18 protein-coding genes are annotated in these 19047 nt (G+C 52.5%); 6 read left to right on the forward strand and 12 right to left on the reverse strand.

What is annotated here, in order from left to right; translation table 11 throughout:
* Positions 1-87 precede the first annotated feature (87 nt).
* Positions 88-1851 carry an arginine--tRNA ligase gene (argS, locus tag ABFZ84_RS12500; RefSeq protein WP_369314351.1) on the reverse strand — a complete coding sequence of 588 codons (1764 nt, stop codon included), beginning with the start codon at positions 1849-1851 and terminating at the stop codon, positions 88-90.
* Positions 1848-2402 (reverse strand): hypothetical protein, encoded by a 555-nt coding sequence (locus ABFZ84_RS12505; protein ID WP_369314352.1) that lies wholly within the window; start codon positions 2400-2402, stop codon positions 1848-1850. Before ABFZ84_RS12505 ends, argS begins: the two co-directional genes overlap by 4 nt.
* 218 nt (positions 2403-2620) lie before the next feature.
* Between ABFZ84_RS12505 and ispH the strand changes: the two genes are divergently transcribed.
* Positions 2621-3592: a 4-hydroxy-3-methylbut-2-enyl diphosphate reductase gene (ispH, locus tag ABFZ84_RS12510; RefSeq protein ID WP_369314353.1), complete on the forward strand. Its 972-nt coding sequence runs from the start codon at positions 2621-2623 to the stop codon at positions 3590-3592.
* Positions 3593-3678: 86 nt separating this feature from the next.
* Positions 3679-4107 carry a ribonuclease HI gene (rnhA, locus tag ABFZ84_RS12515; RefSeq protein WP_369314354.1) on the forward strand — a complete coding sequence of 143 codons (429 nt, stop codon included), beginning with the start codon at positions 3679-3681 and terminating at the stop codon, positions 4105-4107.
* Positions 4108-4133: 26 nt separating this feature from the next.
* Here the strand turns inward: rnhA and ABFZ84_RS12520 are convergent, their stop codons facing one another.
* On the reverse strand, positions 4134-4616 hold the full coding sequence (locus ABFZ84_RS12520; protein ID WP_369314355.1) for a peroxiredoxin: 483 nt from the start codon (positions 4614-4616) through the stop codon (positions 4134-4136).
* 147 nt (positions 4617-4763) lie between these two features.
* On the opposite strand from ABFZ84_RS12520, the gene ABFZ84_RS12525 reads away from it, so the two are divergent.
* Positions 4764-5390, forward strand: coding sequence for a YqgE/AlgH family protein (locus tag ABFZ84_RS12525; protein ID WP_369314356.1), 627 nt, complete (start codon positions 4764-4766; stop codon positions 5388-5390).
* Positions 5391-5404: 14 nt separating this feature from the next.
* Here the strand turns inward: ABFZ84_RS12525 and ABFZ84_RS12530 are convergent, their stop codons facing one another.
* From ABFZ84_RS12530 to ABFZ84_RS12550, 5 genes are all read right to left on the reverse strand, one after another.
* On the reverse strand, positions 5405-7567 hold the full coding sequence (locus tag ABFZ84_RS12530; protein ID WP_369314357.1) for an EAL domain-containing protein: 2163 nt from the start codon (positions 7565-7567) through the stop codon (positions 5405-5407).
* A 228-nt stretch (positions 7568-7795) separates the two neighbouring features.
* Positions 7796-8389 (reverse strand): GNAT family N-acetyltransferase, encoded by a 594-nt coding sequence (locus tag ABFZ84_RS12535; RefSeq protein ID WP_369314358.1) that lies wholly within the window; start codon positions 8387-8389, stop codon positions 7796-7798.
* Between the two features lie 66 nt (positions 8390-8455).
* On the reverse strand, positions 8456-9700 hold the full coding sequence (locus ABFZ84_RS12540) for a M16 family metallopeptidase (protein WP_369314359.1): 1245 nt from the start codon (positions 9698-9700) through the stop codon (positions 8456-8458).
* The gene (gene thrC, locus ABFZ84_RS12545) at positions 9700-11103 is read right to left on the reverse strand and encodes a threonine synthase (RefSeq protein WP_369314360.1); all 1404 of its coding nucleotides are present in this window, start codon (positions 11101-11103) and stop codon (positions 9700-9702) included. Before thrC ends, ABFZ84_RS12540 begins: the two co-directional genes overlap by 1 nt.
* Positions 11104-11118: 15 nt before the next feature.
* On the reverse strand, positions 11119-12177 hold the full coding sequence (locus ABFZ84_RS12550) for an SMP-30/gluconolactonase/LRE family protein (RefSeq protein ID WP_369314361.1): 1059 nt from the start codon (positions 12175-12177) through the stop codon (positions 11119-11121).
* Between the two features lie 195 nt (positions 12178-12372).
* On the opposite strand from ABFZ84_RS12550, the gene rpmE reads away from it, so the two are divergent.
* Positions 12373-12597 (forward strand): 50S ribosomal protein L31, encoded by a 225-nt coding sequence (gene rpmE / locus ABFZ84_RS12555; protein WP_369314362.1) that lies wholly within the window; start codon positions 12373-12375, stop codon positions 12595-12597.
* A gap of 84 nt (positions 12598-12681) precedes the next feature.
* Here rpmE and rcdA read toward each other — a convergent pair whose 3' ends face one another.
* From rcdA to ABFZ84_RS12575, 4 genes are all read right to left on the reverse strand, one after another.
* A complete protein-coding gene (rcdA, locus tag ABFZ84_RS12560; RefSeq protein ID WP_369314363.1) occupies positions 12682-13200 on the reverse strand; it encodes a protease adaptor protein RcdA in 519 nt (172 codons plus the stop codon).
* A 246-nt stretch (positions 13201-13446) separates the two neighbouring features.
* On the reverse strand, positions 13447-14406 hold the full coding sequence (locus tag ABFZ84_RS12565) for a hypothetical protein (protein ID WP_369314364.1): 960 nt from the start codon (positions 14404-14406) through the stop codon (positions 13447-13449).
* A 42-nt stretch (positions 14407-14448) separates the two neighbouring features.
* A complete protein-coding gene (locus ABFZ84_RS12570) occupies positions 14449-15828 on the reverse strand; it encodes a hypothetical protein (protein ID WP_369314365.1) in 1380 nt (459 codons plus the stop codon).
* 159 nt (positions 15829-15987) lie between these two features.
* The gene (locus ABFZ84_RS12575) at positions 15988-16557 is read right to left on the reverse strand and encodes a VOC family protein (protein ID WP_369314366.1); all 570 of its coding nucleotides are present in this window, start codon (positions 16555-16557) and stop codon (positions 15988-15990) included.
* A gap of 100 nt (positions 16558-16657) precedes the next feature.
* Between ABFZ84_RS12575 and trmFO the strand changes: the two genes are divergently transcribed.
* Both trmFO and ABFZ84_RS12585 read left to right on the forward strand, forming a co-directional pair.
* Complete coding sequence (trmFO, locus tag ABFZ84_RS12580; RefSeq protein ID WP_369314367.1) at positions 16658-18070, forward strand: methylenetetrahydrofolate--tRNA-(uracil(54)-C(5))-methyltransferase (FADH(2)-oxidizing) TrmFO; 1413 nt, start codon at positions 16658-16660, stop codon at positions 18068-18070.
* 207 nt (positions 18071-18277) lie between these two features.
* Positions 18278-19015: a TetR/AcrR family transcriptional regulator gene (locus ABFZ84_RS12585; RefSeq protein WP_369314368.1), complete on the forward strand. Its 738-nt coding sequence runs from the start codon at positions 18278-18280 to the stop codon at positions 19013-19015.
* Positions 19016-19047 lie beyond the last annotated feature (32 nt).

The raw sequence follows: 19047 nt of genomic DNA on the forward strand, positions 1-19047 counted from the left end.
TCGTAAAGCCGAAAACCGTCAGAATGCCCAGTTTTTACGATTCGATTTTCAATCTCAGGTGTGTGTAATTCGCAACAGATTTTCTGGCTACATCCGTTCCGGCGCATCGAGTCCAAGAAGCGATAGGACGAGATCAAGCTGCCCGCCGGCAATCGATGCAAGACTGAGTCGCGACGCACGCTTTTCCGCGTCCGCTTCATCAACCATTCGGCAAGCCGCATAGAATTTTGAAAACGCCTGCGCCAAAGAAAATGCGTGGTCACATAAGATATGCGGCATCCGCTTTTCGTAGGTTTCGCGCAGTACATCAGCAAAATTAAGGATCACCAAACCAAGATCGCGCTCGGCGGCTTCGCCAACCTGAACAGGACCGGGATCTCCAGCGCCAGCGGCTTTCGCTTTTCCGAGAACGGACCGTACCCGAACGCTCGCATACAAGAGGTAAGGCCCGGTTTTACCTTCGAACGCCATAAAGCGATCAAGGTCAAAGATGTAATCGCTGGTGCGCGGATTAGAGAGATCGGCAAATTTCAGCGCTGCGATTCCAACCTGACGCGCAACTTCATTGGTTTCGGCGACATCATAACCGTCGGCGAATCCATTTTCTTTGAGCCGTTCAAGCGCTCGGTCCGTCACCATATCAATGAAATGACGTAGTTTTAGCGTCCCGCCCTCGCGCGTTTTGAATGGCTTACCGTCCTTGCCGTTCATCGTCCCGAACCAAAGATGTTCAAGATGGTCTTCGGCGTAGTATCCAGCGCGTTCAACCGCGCGGAAGACCTGCTCAAAGTGGAGCCTTTGACGCGCATCAACCACATAGAGAATGCGGTCGGGATCAAGTTCCCGCTTGCGGTCCACGATCGTCGCCACATCGGTTGCGTGATAGCCGACTGCCCCTTGTGAATTCACAAAGATGATCGGCGGCATTTCCTTTTTATCGCTCTCGCGCGCCACATGAATAATCTGCGCTCCGTCAGATTCTTCGATGACATTCCGCGCCTTCAAATCTTCCGTCAGTTCAGGGATCAGCGGGTCCGCATCCGCCTCGCCCTTCCAAAGATCAAACTCGACATCTAGATCGGCGTAATCTTTCTTCATGGCAGCGACAGAAAGATCGACGAAATGTTTCCAGAGCGCACGGTAACCGGGGCGACCATCTTGGAGTTCTTTTGTGGCCTTCCGCGCAAGGTCCGCACGAGCCGGATCGGCCTTGGAAGCAGCTGACGCCACCGGATACATTTCCTCGAGGTCCTGAAGATTGATCGGTGACTCGACTGGATAGGGTCCAGATTGAGCTGGGTCGAAATACACGAGATCGGGCTGACGGATTTGCAATTCGGAAATGAGTTGCCCCATCTGCAACCCCCAATCGCCGAGATGGACATCGCCTGTAACGTCATCCCCGGCAAAACGCAGAATACGTTTTAGGCTTTCGCCGATAATGGCCGCCCGCAAATGCCCTACATGCAGGGGCTTCGCGACGTTTGGCCCGCCATAATCAATAACGATCTTTTCTGGCGTTTCATGCAGCCAACCGCCAAACCGGCTTCCATCATTCACCGCTTCGATCTGAGCGGACATGAATTCATCCGCGAGCTTTAGGTTGATAAAGCCCGGCCCCGAGACACTCACTTCGCTAAATTGCGAAGCATCGCCAAGACGCGCGGCAACGGCCTGCGCGATTTCACGTGGGTTCTTTTTTGCCAACTTTGCGGCTGGCAACGCGCCATTACACTGAAATTGTGCGAGATCAGGCCGGTCGGCTGACTTTACCGCACCCAACGTATGATCAAGGCCCTCGGCGGTGAATGCTTCACCGACGATTACCGATAGGTCGTCTTTTAAGGTCATTTTAAATCAGGGAATTTGAGGCTTTTACCAGAGCGATTAAAAATCGCTTGTTTCGGCGTCACGTTGAAACCAACAATAATCTCGAAGTTCAAACCTGAGACTTCTTCATCACGGCGGGGGATGGTGATTTTATCAATATTAACCCGCTCAACCGCAACCATGCGGTCATTGCTGAACTTAGCCGGTACCGCAAACTCATTTTTCTCAATGACTTCAAGATCTTTCCGCGTAACGGCAACGAAATAGGTGAAGACTTTTTCAGCGTCAGTCCCCTTGGGGCCTTTACCAAAGGCAAAGTCTAACGACAGCTCTGCCTCAATCGGTCGGTCGCCGTAATAGCGGCAAGTGGTGCTCACATCGACGATTTCGCCAGAATATGCGACGTTCTCAGCACTTTCTTCACCTTCAAAATCGATAAACCGTGCGGCCTCTTTGAGGACGACAATATTGGGACACGGCGCAGGATTGGCTTCGCGGGCTTTTTTCGCATTGCTTGAACAGCCAGCAACTGCGACTGCGGCGATTAGCGCTACGGCGAGGAGTTTGTTCATCGAACTGAACCCTTATATCTGAACATGAAATCGCCTTGAGCTCGCCCCAAGGTTACCCTTAGGCCGCCGCGCTGGCGCCCGCTTATCAGGGCAACTTCTCGTAGCGCCTCGCTGCCGATGGCGCAACGCCTCAGATGAGGGCAATGGAGCCAAATTGGCGCAAGGACCGATCTAAAAGAAAGACCCCAAGGATGCGCACCGAAATTTTAGCGCCCACAATGCCAACCAAAACCCCCGCTGAAAAACGCGCAAAGCCGCGAATTACCGTACGTTTATCGTCACCCCGGGGTTTTTGCGCAGGGGTCGAACGTGCCATCAAAACCGTAGAAGAAACATTATCGCTCTATGGTGCGCCGGTTTATGTACGCCATGAAATTGTTCACAACGCCCATGTGGTCGCCCGGCTTTCTGCCATGGGGGCGGTGTTTGTCGAATCAGTAGCCGAAGCCCCGACGGATCGCCCAATCGTCTTTTCCGCACATGGCGCACCGCAATCCGCCCATGCCGACGCTGCTCAGCGCAAGATGGTCAAAATAGATGCAACCTGCCCGTTAGTTCTCAAAGTACATACCCAAGCGCGCCGGCATGTGGCAGCGGGTCGCCGGGTTCTTCTTATTGGTCACGCTAACCACCCCGAGGTTATCGGCACGATGGGACAAGCCCCAGATGGTGAAATTCTGCTTGTGCAAACCATTCAAGACGCGAAAGACATCACAATCCCCGATGATCGCCCCCTCGCCTATGTCACACAGACGACGCTCTCTGTTGATGATACGGCGGGAATCATTAGCGCCCTGAAAAACCGCTTTCCTGATATCGCTGGCCCCGCAAAAGAAGACATCTGCTACGCCACGTCAAACCGGCAAGACGCCGTGAAAGCTTCGGCACCCGGCACCGATCTTTTCGTGGTGATCGGCTCGCCCACATCATCGAATTCAGTTCGCTTGGTGGAAACCGCCAAAGCTGCCGGTGCCAAACATGCCATGTTGGTCGAGGACGCTGAACAATTCGACTGGGATATGATTGATGGCATTTCGACTATTGGCCTTAGCGCTGGTGCCTCCGCGCCGGAATCTCTTGTCGAGGACTTCCTGACAGCGCTTGCGAGTGAACACACGCTCGACATCAAAACGATTGAAACCGCGCGCGAAAATGTTGTTTTCAACACACCATTACGTTTAGCCAGTTAAAACTGGTTTTCCTCAAATGCGTAGCATCGCTTGCGTTCTTGCAAGACGCAGCCTTATGACGGTCTTCTCAAATTTGCAGGATTCCGATGATCGAAATTTACACTGATGGCGCATGTTTAGGAAATCCCGGCCCAGGTGGCTGGGGCGTTTTGATTATCGAAGGCAATGAGCGCCGTGAGCACAATGGCGGCGAAGCAGAAACCACCAATAATCGAATGGAACTTATGGCCGCTATTCGCGCGCTAGAGGAAACATCAGACGCGCCCAAGGTTACTCTTCATACAGATAGCCAATATGTAAAAAATGGGATCAATAGCTGGATTCATAACTGGAAGCGCAATGGCTGGAAAACCGCCGCGCGAAAGCCAGTAAAGAACAAAGATCTCTGGGAGGTGTTGGACGCGCAAATCACCGGACGTGATATCGAATGGCGCTGGGTAAAGGGACATGCCGGTGATCCCGGCAATGAGCGCGCAGACGAATTAGCAAGTTCGGCGGCGCAAGCATTCGCTTAAGCGCCGCCTAATTCTATCGCTGTCTATTATAGCTGGCCGAGCATGTGTTCTGCGCTGGATACGTCAAACGCGCCGGGCTCTTCGACGTTCAGCTCTTTGACTGCGCCGTCTTCAATGACCATAGAAAAACGCTGCGCGCGTTCGCCCATGCCGAACCCTTTGCCGTCCATTACAAGACCGAGGGCACGTGCAAAATCGCCATTGCCGTCTGCAAGCATTTCGACTTTGTCACCAGCATTCTGATCTTTTGCCCAAGCGTTCATGACGAATGCATCATTGACGGACATGCAAACGATCTTGTCGACGCCTTTTGATTTAAACTCGGCTGCTTTTTCAACAAAACCCGGAAGGTGTTTCGCAGAGCATGTTGGTGTAAACGCACCGGGTACGGAAAATAATGCAACTTTACCGGAACCCAGCAGTTCGCTCGTTTGCGCGGCTTGCGGGCCTTCAGCGGTTGCGAGCATTACTTTTTCATTCGGGATTTTATCGCCTTTAGCAATAGCCATAAGAGTGTCTCCTTTTCATTTCCGCCCCGAACCAAATTGAGAGCGGACCAGTGGAATATGCGGTTTTCTACGGCGCGAAAGGGCTTGCGTCCACCTGCAAATACCAACCCTTGCATCATGTTGTTGTGAACCTTACTTTCAGTTCATATGAGTGAAAGCGACAATATAACAAGCCCTGCATCCCGCGATTTTCTCGTGGGTAAAATGTTGATTGCCATGCCGAGCATGGGTGATTCACGTTTTGACCGTTCAGTGATCTTTATGTGTGCCCATGACGAAGAACATGCCATGGGCGTCATCGTGAACAAGCCCCTAGATGATGTGGAATTGTCCGAGCTACTCCAACAATTAGAGATCGCGCCCCAGGACGACGCAGATGACACGCCGGTGTTTTTTGGCGGGCCAGTCCAGACCGAACGTGGCCTTGTCTTGCATACACTCGATTACCAATTAGACGCGACTTTGGCGCTCAACGAAAACATTGGGCTAACCGCTAGCCGGGATATCCTAAATGATATTGCGGGCGCGGTACCAAAACGCCCGCCACCACGCCGATATTTACTGGCAATCGGTCACGCCGGTTGGGGCCCGGGTCAACTCGAAGAAGAAATTGCGATGAATGCTTGGGCCCATTGTGACCCCGATGAGCAAATCATTTTTGATGGCATGACCGAAGCGTTATGGAAACGCGCCTTGTCAAAGCTTGGCGTTAGTAGCGCAATGTTGTCACCAGAATGGGCAACGGCCCGCCGAGATGACGGGCCGCTTAACTGACGATCTAAATTCGCTTAGCGAAGATCGCCCGCCCCGCCCCAAAAACGCCAACGCCGGTTTTTTGGCTCATCGCTTTCTTCTGCATCGAACCCAACTTTTTCTTCTATTTCTGCATCCACATTATCCTCAGCCAGATTAGCTTCGGTTTGCGGCTCTTCCCCGGCGGATGCTTCGCTATCAGTACGCGATGGTCTTTCCGCGACGAGCAAGGCATCGTCATTATCGGGCGCCTCTGCTGCAAAGGCAGCCTGTTCTTCTGGCGTTTCCACCGGCGCTGAAACTTGCGCCGTCTCGGTTACAACCGGCTTGCCAAACAAAAACCCTTGTCCAAAAGAACACCCCATCTGACGGGCTTTATGCGCGGCCCCCTTGGTCTCAATCCCTTCAAGAATTACCTTCAGCCCGAGATCTTTACCAAGGCTCGCAAGCGCATTGACGATTTTCGCGTTGTCACCGCCCGCTTCAAGTTCGCTCGTGAACGACTTGTCTATCTTGAGAAAATCAAAGTCGTATTTGCGTAAGTTTGAAAGACAAGTGAACCCTGCGCCAAAATCATCAAATGCTAACGCTGCGCCCGCATCTTTCAGCTTACGGAATACCTCGCCGGCCAAGGCGACGTCTGAAATTGCGTCAGCCTCTGTCAATTCAAGAACGAGTGCTTTTTTTGGCAGGTCATATTTCGTAATTGCTTCTTTGACCGCAATGGCAAAATCTTCGTCGCGAATTTGTCCCCACGACACATTCATCGCCACAAATAAATCTTTGCGGCGCTGCTCGGTTAGCGCTTCACTAAGAAACGCTGCCGCCTGATCAAGCATCGTCCGCGCAAGTGCACTACCTTGCCCAATACGCTCAGCGGCCATGACAAACTGCTCTGGCCCTTCGTCAGCACCATCTTTCTGATCGCGCCACCGCGCCAATGCTTCAAAACCTGCAACCTTGCCATTGTCGAGCGCAACAACCGGTTGGAACGCCGCTATGATATCGCCGTTTTCAAGCGCTGACGACAAGTTCGCTGACATTGCGCTGGTCGGCACGATCGCAGCTTCCGTCGCAGAACGCAGGGAATTTTCATTTACGCCATTTGGTGCGGCCGAAACTTCTTCGACAAACGCTACAAGCCGTTCAATCTCACCGGTGTCTTCGTCAGCGGCACGGGCACCGCGCATCCGCACGACACGACCATCAAATAACCGAAGTTTAGCGTCAAACGCGCCGTCGCCACCGGACATAACCTCGCTGTCAAATCGCGACGCATCATCTGCATGAATAAATTCGCGCATCGCTTCTGGCGTGAAAGGTGCGTTTGAATCCGCGCCCATCAACGCCGGAAGCGACGTTGTTTGATCCATGGCATCGACACCCCAATCCCATATGCCAACCCCGGAATAATCAAGCACCTTTGCAATCTGGCTATCGAGAACGATCTCAGATGACTCACGTGACGCGCGATATTCGCGGTGGCGCTCATGACCATTGGAAGGGGCTTTATGAGAAGACCGGAACGCAAATTGCTCTGATGAATTAGGGATTTGGGACGTCGGCAGTTCGGTTAGCGCCACAAGGCTTGCGGCCAAAACACCTAGGGTGAAAAGACCGTGCGAAGCCAAAACCACTGCACCAGATTCGGCGGAACCGAACATCGCCAATAACGGCGCTGCGGCTGCAAGGGCGATACCCGGCAAAACGAGGCGCGCGCCGCCATCTCCGCGTACGGCCTGTATCGCTGAAAGAACAACTGCAAATCCGCCCACACTGATCAAAGACCAACGCATAAGGCCGCTTAACTCGATCCGGTCGAGGAAATTAATTGCGCCCATGCCCGCGATGACGAGCGCCGCCGTAAACATAACGCCGCCCAAAAGCGGATTATAACGGGCCGCGCCGATAGCTGCCGACAAAAACACAATGGCCGAAGCACCAAAAAGCGCCTGCATCATGACTGTGCCTTCGGCTGGCAAGCCAGCGAAAAACCCTAACCAAGAAAATTCTAATGCCGCCGCACCCGCGACCATAACCATCGCACAGACCGCCAGGCCACTACGGCGGATGGCGGCATAACCCGCCAAAAATGCCAGTGCGACGATGAATGCACCAGCTACGGCCCCGCGTAATAATTCAGCATGCGCTAGTCCAGAAACACCCTCAGATACGCCAAACACACTCATTGTGATCATGTTATCCCAACACCCCTAGCATAAAGCCAACCTGCCGACCCAAACTTGGTCAGCTGGTTAGCTCCCCACAATTTTCGGGCCAAGTTGCTATCAACATGGCCCAACCCTTTTGCGCGAACCTCGTGATTCGCGCGTGCCCGCCATCATCATCACGCTTGTGTGACATTATCGCAAGGGGTCGCGTGCAGTGGGAAAAAAATTAATCAACGAGTTGGCGGAATAATCAGGTCAAATTTTGATTTTGGGATCTGACGAAAGCTTGCTGAAAATGTGGTGATCATGCCACTGGCCATTGATCTTAAGATAGCTCCGGGCAATCCCTTCTTGGGAAAAGCCGCATTTACTCAATAACCTTTGCGACGCAACATTCTCAGGCTGGCATGCCGCCACGATCCGGTTCAGGTCAATATTATCGAACGCATGATCAAGCATCGCTGTCACAGCACCGGTTGCATAACCGCACCTCGTAAATTTGGCACCGATCCAATAGCCCAACAAACCGGATCTTGATGCACCATAACGTATATTGGTCAGTGTCAGTCCACCCACCAGCGTCTTATCGGAACGCCGAAAGGCCAACAAAGAAAGCCCACCACCACGACGGCGGTCACGGTCATAATTTTTAAGTCGCCTTTTGAAAGATGCTTGGCTTATCTGATGCGGTGCCCACTTTTCTTCCCACCGCGTGAGGTGTTCGCGACTATCTTCGCGAAGATTTCTCCATGCTTCAAAATCATCGAGCACCGCCGATCGTAACATGATCGGATCATGAACGAGCACCGGATCAAACGCCGGAAGGCTTGGGGTTTTGGTCAAGAACATGGGGGCATTATAGATCAAAAGCGCACAAGCGCGACAGACGCAATTCGGCGCACCGTCGTCGTCAGGTCAATGAAAAACAGCCTCAACCCCGGCGACATCCCCGGGGCCAACAATCGACACCGCATGTTTTCCCGAAAGCGCACGTTCGCCACAACGCTTGAGGTCTGCCATGGTAACAGCATCAATCTTGGCAAGGATTTCTTCGGGGCTCATGAGCGCACCATAGACCATTAGTTGTCCTGCCGCTGACTCAATTCGCGCCGCCGGGCTTTCAAGCCCCATCATCAATGATGATCGCAACAAAGCACGCGCGCGGGCCACTTCGCTCTCATCTAATCGTTGGCTGGCGGCTTCCATCTCGCCACGGATGATTTTTGCCGCTTCGATGATATGCTTTTCTTCGGCGTTCACATAAGCGCCGAAAAGACCAGATTGCTCAAACCCATCGGCAAAAGCATATACGGAATAAGCAAGGCCGCGTTCTTCGCGTATTTTCTGGAACAACCGCGAAGACATGCCGCCACCCAAGACGTCAGCGAAAAGGCGCGTTGCAAAAAAATCTTCGTCGCTCGAAGACACACCCGGAAAGGCAAGCGCCAGGTGGGTTTGTTCAATATCGCGATTGTCCTGGCGCACACCACCACAAAACTCGGCTTTTTGGCGCTTACCGCCCTCGCCTTTTGACGTGTATTCTCCGAAGCAATCTTCGGCGAGCGCCATCAACTCGCTTTCGTCGATTGCGCCAGCAGCGGCGATAATCATATCCTGCGGGCGGTAACAGCGATCCATAAACCCACGCAGGGATTTTGGCGTCTGGGCACGAACGCTTTCTGGTGTGCCCAGAATTGACCGCCCCAATGGATGCACATCCCAAGCGGCCTCTGTCAGCAGTTCAAATACGATATCGTCCGGCGTATCAAATGCTTCGCCAATTTCCTGAACAACAACTTCGCGTTCTTTGGTAAGTTCGGTTTCGTCAAAAAGTGGGCTTTGCAAGATATCCGAAAGAATATCCGCACCAAGCGCCAAGTCATCTTTCATAACACGCGCGTAATAGCCCGTACGCTGATGAGATGTAGCCGCATTCAGATATCCGCCAACTGACTCGATGGCCTCTGCCAGTGCTAGCGCCGAACGGCGTTTGGTGCCTTTGAACGCCATATGTTCGAGTAAATGCGCAATACCATGTTCACCATCGACTTCATCAATCGAACCGGCATGGACCCAAACGCCTAGCGCGGCGGTTTGCAATCCCGGCATCGGGTCGGCAACAACCCGAATACCATTTGAAAGCGTTTGCACGCGTTTCATCACGCCGTCCCGAACGCGTCGCGGATGATCGACTTAATTGCGTCTTCGCTAGCCGTCGCTTTGACCATTTCTTCGGGGCGATCAAAAAGGTCTGAAAAGAAATCAGGCAAGTCCGGATTTTTGCCCGTCGCCTCTTTGACAGCATCGGGGAACTTCGCTGGATGCGCCGTAGAAAGCGTCACGGTCTTGCCTTTCAAATGACCATCTTCGCGCAGGCGAATAGCTGCCGAACGTCCCACCGCCGTATGCGGATCAATTAATGCACCGGTCGCTTTTTCGTGGCGTGCAATTTCCGCCAGTGTCTGTGCTTCGGAAACCGCACAAGAGACAAAGTCTTTACGGATCGCAGCAAGTGTCTGATCGTCGATCTTCATGCCTTTGTCGCGCGCAAAATTTTCCATGATTTCGCGCAATGCGTCATGATCGCGGTTTTTCGCCTCGAACAACAACCGTTCAAAATTACTGGCGACCTGAATATCCATAGACGGTGAAGCCGTTGGCCGAACGCCCGCCGGGGTGTAATCCCCATTTGATATCGCGCGGTGAAGAATATCATTGGCGTTTGCCGCAACACCTAGCGTTGCAACAGGAAGACCCATGCGCTTTGCAGCATATCCCGCAAAGACATCACCAAAGTTACCGGTCGGAACAACAAAATTGACTGCCTCATCACCGTCGGCAATCGCCGCCCACGCAGTAAAGTAATAGACTGTCTGCGCGGCAAGGCGCGCCCAATTAATTGAATTGACGCCGCCGAGTTTAACGTCATTCACAAATTTTTCGTCAGCGAACAGCGATTTCACAATCGCCTGACAATCATCGAACGAGCCATCAATGGCAATGTTGCGAACATTCGGCGCAATGACACTGGTCATCATCCGGCGCTGCACATCACTGACGCGGCCTTCGGGATGAAGCACAACCACGTTAACGCGCGAACATGCCTTCAACGCATCAATCGCTGCCGCCCCCGTGTCGCCAGAAGTCGCCGCGATAATTGTCAGATGTTCATCTCTTCGCGCTAATGCCGCATCAAACATCCGCCCCAAAATCTGCATGGCGAAATCTTTGAATGCCAATGTCGGGCCATGAAACAATTCAAGAATATAATCGTCGTCACCAACCTGAACCAACGGTGCAACGTCATCAGCATGAAAGCCGCCATACGCATCTTTGGTCATCGCGAGCAACGTGCTTTGGTCAATAGCGTCGCCCGTGAACAACGATAGAACCGACGCTGCGGCCTCGGCATAGGGTTTCTCGCCCAGCGCACGGGCGTCAGCGGGGCTTAACTGCGGCCATGCGTTTGGCATATATAGACCGCCATCGGGCGCTAGACCCGCCAGAAGCGCGCCCTCGAAATCAACGGCGGCAGACCGCCCACGTGTAGAAATATAATGCATGGCGCGTGTCTTGGCTTAATCGACGCTCTTAGGCAATTCGCAAAACAGGAATTTTTCGTCGTAAAGGGCCCCAATTAGCAATTTATTGGCTAATCGTGCCGCTACGGTGGTTGCCGATATCTCGGCACCGTCATTCCGATAGACTGTTGAAACTGCACCGCTCGGGTCAATTTGAAAAACCTCAGATGCCGCATGGGCCTTTCGGTCTGATAATAGCTGCGGGACAGTGAGCGGCTTTGGTAATGCGCCCACCCAAATAGAACCATTTTCGTCAATATTGAGATTGTCTGGTGATGACGGCAACGAAATTGCCTGCCGATGGCGGAGTGCGCCATTGACGGCATTACGGTCATAGACCTGAACCGACTTACCGGCGGTCTCGGCCACATAGAGCGAGCCGCCATCAGGGCTAAGAGCAAGACCATTGGCAAACTTCAGACCTTCGGCCTCTAGCCGCCACGCTTTTCCATCAACGTAAAACACCTCGCCAGAGCCAAGTCGGAACAAGAACGCCAGGTTCGCCATGGGGCCAACACGCCCACCCCGCACATCATTGGTCACATAAAATGCGCGCGACCCAGTCGCCACAATATTGTTGGGGCTCATGAGGCGGCGCTCACTCATAGTTTCCACATGGGTAAGGTCGCCATTATCGGCCACGTCGAAAATCTCTATGGCCGGTCCGGCCTCGTTAACGACAAATAGTCGGCGAATGTCCCCGTCCTCATAATAATCAAGGCCCAATGGCCTAAAGTCTTCGGGAACGCCCATAGTACGATCACGGAACCCGGCAGCCGCTAATGGGTCGTTTAACGCAAAGACATGGATTGCACCGCGCGATTGCGCTGAACGCCGGTCGAGCGACGAGATAAACGCCCGGCCATGGCGGGGATCAATTTCGATGTCTTCAGGCCCGGGAATTCCCGAAACCGGTGTGCAATGGGCAATGGAGATCGATTCGATTCGCGAAAAATAATTGAAAACATGCAGATTGAATGAAAGAACGCCAAGAAGAACAACCAAAACAGCGAAGATAAACAACCAAAAACGCATGAATACCGGGGGAAACAGCATGACGGAAATGCCCGGAATACCGGGCGGCGAATAAGAATACCCATAGCACCACCGTTAATCAGCCGCTAGGCCAGAGCCAATTCCGCGCAATCTGGCGGAATTTTCGAATTCGGGGTTGCACGTCAGCCGTGGCTTGCGTATATGCGCCGCTCTTATCTCCAGTTTTAAAGTTTTCCCGTGCGAAGGGCTGCCGTCATGAAAAAAGACATCCATCCGGATTACCACACGATCAAAGTCGTGATGACTGATGGGTCCAGCTTTGAAACCCGCTCTACCTATGGTGAGCCAGGGAAAACGCTCAACCTTGATATTGATCCGTTGAGCCACCCTGCTTGGACCGGTGGTCCTGCTCGTATTGGTGAGCGCGGCCGCGTGTCGAAATTCAACCAGAAATTCGGCAGCTTCGGTCTCAAAAAGTAAGACCTTTTTCAGCGCTAGAATTCATAAGGCCCCGGAATTTCTTCCGGGGCCTTATTTCGTTTTCATCAGGTAATTGGACCGGATTTAACCAAGTGTGCCGAAGGCTTTGAACAAAGCGCGCTGTTGAGCGGCAGCATCGTTCTTTTCTTCAACAGCCTCTTCACCAACAAACAACTCATGATCGAGACGCGTGATTCGGCTATAAAGCTGATGGGCGGCATCAATCAGAACGACCAGTTGTTGCGGTAAACCATCTGAATTAAACTGAACCTTGGATGCTTCGGTGGGTGTCAGGCGATATTTCTGATCACTCGCCTCGCCGATTTTCATCTCGCCCTCGCGCACTGCGCGTAACACCAACAACCATGATGCGATCTGCATGAGCTGTGTGGTTAACCGCATTGATGCACCAGCATAGGTAAGCGCTGTGTCTCTCCCGAGTTGTTTTGATGCGTCGCGACCTTCGCCATCAAGATAATTGGCTGTTTCCTCCACAAGGGTCATGCCCTCGCGGAAAGTTCGCGCAAATAGCTCAGACTGCACAAAGCTTTCTGTGCCGGCCCGGGTTGCTTCGTTATCGATTGAAATACCCATACTCATCATTCGATCTGCTGTCCTTAAAATGCCGCCTCAAGAGAGACCTTACAAGCAGTGATCGCGCCAAATGGGATCAACTCTGACCCACCACGACGAAATTCCGCAATATTCAATAGGTTTCAGCAATGGTCATGCCAGCAACCAGAAGGCGAATTAAAAGAAGCCCGTGACCGCTAGCCCGGCCACTATAGCAAAATCATACACCGACCGTGAGTACGCATTTTCCAGCCGGAATATTGGTTAAAATGGGGATTATTCGTTGCGACCGAGTTCGCGATAGACCACAGCGTTCAACGAGGCCTGCACGCCAATCACGAAGACCTGATAGGCAACCATCAGCGCAAACAAGATTCCCTGGAACAAAAACCCGACAACACTGAGCATACCCGCGCCGCCAAGGCTGGCCATTTGTTCAAGAACACTTGTGACGAGCGAATAGATCATTCCCACCAGCATCAAGGCTATACCGAACAATAGATAAAGGCCGAGTAAGCTCAGAAAATGCCCCTTGGTCATTTGCAATGAGCCAAAGAACAAAAGCCGGTTTTCTGCGGCAGAGCCCGGGGAAAATGGCGTCAGCCGGATGTTGATAATCAGAATAGGAATAATCGCAAAAAATATCCCAAGAAAAAGCGGGCCAAGCGGCGCCGCCAAACCTTCTAGGGTGGCGGCATCCGGTTGTCCCAATGAAGGGTCCACTGCCGACGCCTGTATCAACACCATGAACGCGCTCAATGCCTTGAACACAGCACCAAACGAAGTGCCCGACATGATGATCATCACAACCACAAAGAGCAGCAACACAAACATAGTGATCAGTGTCGTAATCGTTTGCGCCCAAAAAACCCGTTTTGCGGGACCGTCAAAACGTAGATCTACCAAACCGGTGCGTTCTTCACCTAGTGCAACCAGCCGATAGATTGACGCGAGCAAACCGCTAACCAGTGCGACCATAAAAACCACAGCGATGAGGGTTAAACCAAAGGCAAGGAATGGCGACACACGCATGACGTCTACCATTTTGAAGGACTCGCGAGATTCGATAGCGACCTTCAAAGCCTCGGCATCAAAAATGAGATGCTGCAATCCGAAGACGACGAAGCCTGAAATCAGAAGCGGCAACCAACCCAAACGGAAAACTGTTGGCCAGCGATGAAACCCGAACTGGAAACTCTCGTTCAGAACTTCACCGACCCGTATGCCTTTTGACATGTAAACAGACCTCCGCTGGGAATACGCAAAACAACAGCGCTATTACTGCGCCGTTTCGCTCTCGCGGTAAAGTCGGCCATAGAGCGCCGCCCAGACCCCAACGGAGAAAACGGTCCAGACAAGATTGATGATGATTTTGGTGATGTTCCAAATCCAGACAAAAGTCGGCAACACCCAATCCGCCACTTGGCCGCTATTCACGAGCTTGGTTGAGACCGCCGTTGCGGCGTAGAGCATATTGGCGACTTGCGGCAGGAACGTGCCGAGCAGCAAACCGTTGATAACGAACGATTGCGCGATCAACAAAACGCCACCGATAAAACTAACGATCACCCAAAGACGCACTAGGTTCCATCCGCGCGACACCCGAAGCGTACCCCCCGGCCCTATTGATCCGCGGCACACAGCAACGCCCACATAGGGAAGCAAACGAAGGCTCACATAATTCATCAAAAAGAATGACGCTGTGCCAAAGAACAAGAGCCGGTTCACCGGCGACTTTACCAAAAACTCGATGCCGGCTTTGAGCGAAGTGAGATCAAGCGCGAGACTATCGTGGAGCGCTTTGCCCTGTTCAATGAAACTCGCAAATGCAGCGAGGAACAACGCATTTGTTTGGAACTGTTGAACCACTGTTTCGGCCAACAGAAAATATGTCCCCACCAGACCAATCAATGTGATCAGCAATGTCACAATTAAACGCGCAATAAAATTGCCTTCACCATTGGTGGCGGGACGGTTGCGCGGATGAAAATGGAAAAACAAAACCATCCAGATCAAAATGATCAAAGGCGCGACGCCGACCAACGGAATAGCGTGATTGTAAATCCAATCCGAACCATTCGCTGCCATGGTTTTGCCGGCGGTGGTAATTTCTACGGTGTGCAGACTGGCCGGGTTCGGGAATGAAGCCACCGTTTGCGAAAGCGCTTTGGCAATATATTTCAGCGTATAGAAACCGGCGACGGCTATCGGCACAAACATCAATATTGCCGTGAACAAAAAGCTAAAAATGCTGGCAAACACGAACCGAAGTTGATCCGGTCCAAAGGCAAGCCTTATGGCACCGGGGCGAGGTTTTATCCCTAATCCTGAATAACGAATGAGCGGGGCCATGTATGATGAAATCAAAAGCCAGCTGAAAAGGAGATTAATGACCGTGATCATCCACATCTCAGTGGGGGATTCAGAAAATCCCTTGGCGGCATATTGTGCGAAAGTCAGTTGCGCTGACGCATAAGAGGGAATCTCGGCGAATGTAATTAACCGCCCAGCGATGACCGAGAGATAAGCGAAAATCGACGCCATGTTCGAGATGAGCAAAAGCACCAGCGGCAACCACGCGACTCGCGCCGCAGTCTCCATTCGGCGCGCACCAAGATTTAGTGCCTCGCCGACCACCGGAAAAATACGCAACCCCATAGACGCCCCTCAACCCGGATAAATAGCCGCCCCCACAGCCATATCTACCGCTATTTTTGAATAGGCTAACCGCAAAATTCACCAAGCGCCACTCGAAGGCTGCATTTGCGCCCTGTGGTTGTGAAACGCACGGCATCAAGGACTGAACGCGGAATTGCCCTAGGAAACGCCATGTTCTGCCGGAATGTCCGCCATTGGGCCATCGGGCCTGCGGAGCAATTCCTCGTCCGGCGAACCCGCACGATGGCGTTCAAGTAACGCATCCGGGTCATAAGTCACGCCAATCGGATTAGCAGCAAATTCTTCGCCTTTCATATACGCAATAGAATCTTCGGAATCGTAGCAATCGACCTGAAGCTCAATGCGATTGCTATCCGGGTCAAGGTAGTAAAGCGAAAGCGTCATTCCATGATGGACCGGCCAATAGGGCGTAATCCCCTGATCGCGCAGCCGCTCATAAACCCCAAATAGATCACCCACATTCGCATAGGTATATGAAAGATGATTGACGCCACTTTCAGCAATGCCCGCCCCTTTGATAGGCTCGGGGCGAAGGATATCTAGATTGGCAAAACCAAATCTGTGATTTTCGTCGTCATAGGTCAGAAACGCGACGGCAGGGTCGCGATGGACCGTGGTCGCCTCAAACAGGTTCTCATACCATTTTACCATTTCCTCGAAACGGCGTGTCGAGAACAACACATGCGCAAATTTGATCGGCTTGGCCATCACTATCCCCCCGAATATAGAGTACTTTGGGTACCTTAAAGGTGACGATCCGTAAAGCTTAGGATATTGCACTCCGCGTCAGCTACAGTAGAAGCCAGCCATGGAAAATAAAGAGTCACAAAACACCGTTCATATCATTGGCGCTGGCCTTGCCGGGTCCGAAGCCGCATGGCAGGCCGCGAACGCTGGCGCCCATGTCATTCTTCATGAAATGCGCCCAGTCGCCGAAACTGATGCGCATCAAACCGGTAGCTTTGCCGAAATGGTTTGCTCAAACTCGTTTCGGTCCGATGATGCAGAAACCAACGCCGTTGGCGTATTGCACGAAGAAATGCGCCGCGCTGGATCCATCATCATGCGCGAGGCCGACGCCAACAAAGTTCCTGCGGGCGGAGCACTTGCGGTGGACCGCGATAATTTTGCCGAAGGTGTAACCCGCGCCATCGAAGGCCATCCCAATATTGAGATCCGCCGAGAAGTCATCGAAACATTGCCGCCCGAGGAGTGGAGCAACGTAATCGTCGCGACCGGCCCCCTTACCGCCCCACCATTGGCCGAAGCTATTCGCGCTTTGTCGGGCGAAGAAAGCCTCGCATTCTTTGATGCGATCGCGCCGATCGTATACAAGGACTCGATCAATTTTGACGTTGCTTGGTTCCAATCGCGCTATGACAAAAAAGGTCCGGGTGGCGACGGTGCTGATTACATCAACTGTCCCATGGACGAAGATCAGTACAAAGCATTTATCGACGCACTCGTGACCGGCGACAAAACTGAATTCAAAGATTGGGAAAAATCAACGCCCTATTTCGAAGGTTGTCTTCCGATCGAAGTTATGGCCGAGCGCGGCCCGGAAACATTACGCTTTGGCCCCATGAAGCCAGTTGGGCTAACTAATCCGCATACGGGTATTAAGGCCCATGCGATCGTTCAGCTTCGTCAGGATAATGCTCTTGGTACGCTCTACAACATGGTCGGCTTCCAAACGAAACTAAAATATGGCGCACAAAAAGACGTCTTTCAAATGATACCGGGACTTGAAAAGGCCGAATTCGCGCGACTTGGCGGCATTCACCGCAATACTTTTCTCAACTCACCCAAGTTGCTTGATGAGCGCCTGCGGCTGAAGGCGCGGCCATCGTTGCGTTTTGCCGGTCAGATCACTGGGGTCGAGGGATATCTCGAAAGTGCGGCCATCGGGCTATTGGCTGGGCGCTTCGCAGCCGCAGACGCCCAGGGCCAAGAGATAGCGCCACCGCCACCCACGACTGCATTTGGTGCGCTTTTAGTACACATCACCGGCGGACATATCGCTGACGGGGCTGGAAAGGCATTTCAGCCAATGAATGTGAATTTTGGATTATTTCCTGAAATCAATACGCCGCGCGTCGATTCAGACGGAAAACGGATCAAAGGAAAAGAGCGCGGGTTCGCCCGCAAACGGGCGATGAGCGCACGCGCGCTCGATGACGTCAGTACATGGGTGAAAGAACTACCCTTAGCATCTGTATAAATTCAGCAAATCATGCCAAAGACTTCAGAGTGGGCTGCGGTAAGTTACCTCACCGCAGCCCCCCCGACGTGCAGCAGGGGGAGAACACCGCACAGCCGGGAAACGTGTTTGAATATGACTACAGCTTATTCAGGCAGGTTGTCCAAAGTTAAACATTTTGATTAGGTCATGCGACCTAACACGGAGTCGGCCATTTAGGGGGGAGCGATGACGTCGTCAACACAGGGGAACGAAAATTCCTCGAAAAAGAGCTTAAACAGTCAACAATTTTCTGCGAGCGAGAAAGATAAAGCACTTGTTACCATCTTAGACCACCTCGACTTCCTACGGGGCGGTCGTCCGTCGCCTCAGGTCATCGACGCGAAATCAGAGCGTACCCAACGGACAGTCGAGCGCATTATCGACGCCGCAAGGATCGTATTTACGGAGCACGGCTTTGGTGGTCTGTCTTTGCGAAAAGTCGCCGATGACGCCGAAATTGCGGTCGGCAACCTCACCTATCATTTCCCCAACAAACAAACCCTTGTTGAAACCATGCTTCGCGAAACCCTCGCGGAATATATCCGAGAGAACCTGGATCAGTTCCACGCCGGTCGTGATAGCCCCGTTGATATCCTCATGAATATTATCAGGTTCAACGGTCTTCATGCGAAAAAGCACTACCGTTTCTTCTTCCAGGCATGGGGATATGCCGCATCAAACGAACAAGCACGCGCAACAGTCCGGGAGCTTTATCGTCCCATTGGGCGGTTTATTTTTCATCTGGTTCGCGCGGCCAATCCATCACTCAACAAGACCGAGGCCCGACGGGCGGCGCTTCAGGTTTTCAGCCTTGAGGAAGGTTACAAACTTTTTATCGGGGTCGGCCCAAACGATGAAGGCGCAACGGAAATGGCCAAGGAAGATGTCGAACATCTTGTTCGTCACATTATCGGTATCACTTAGCTGATAACTTGCCTGACGCATTTCCGTACGCC

Origin of the sequence: Hyphococcus lacteus, from assembly GCF_041058985.1 — a bacterium.
Classification (GTDB): Bacteria; Pseudomonadota; Alphaproteobacteria; order Caulobacterales; family Parvularculaceae; genus Hyphococcus; species Hyphococcus lacteus.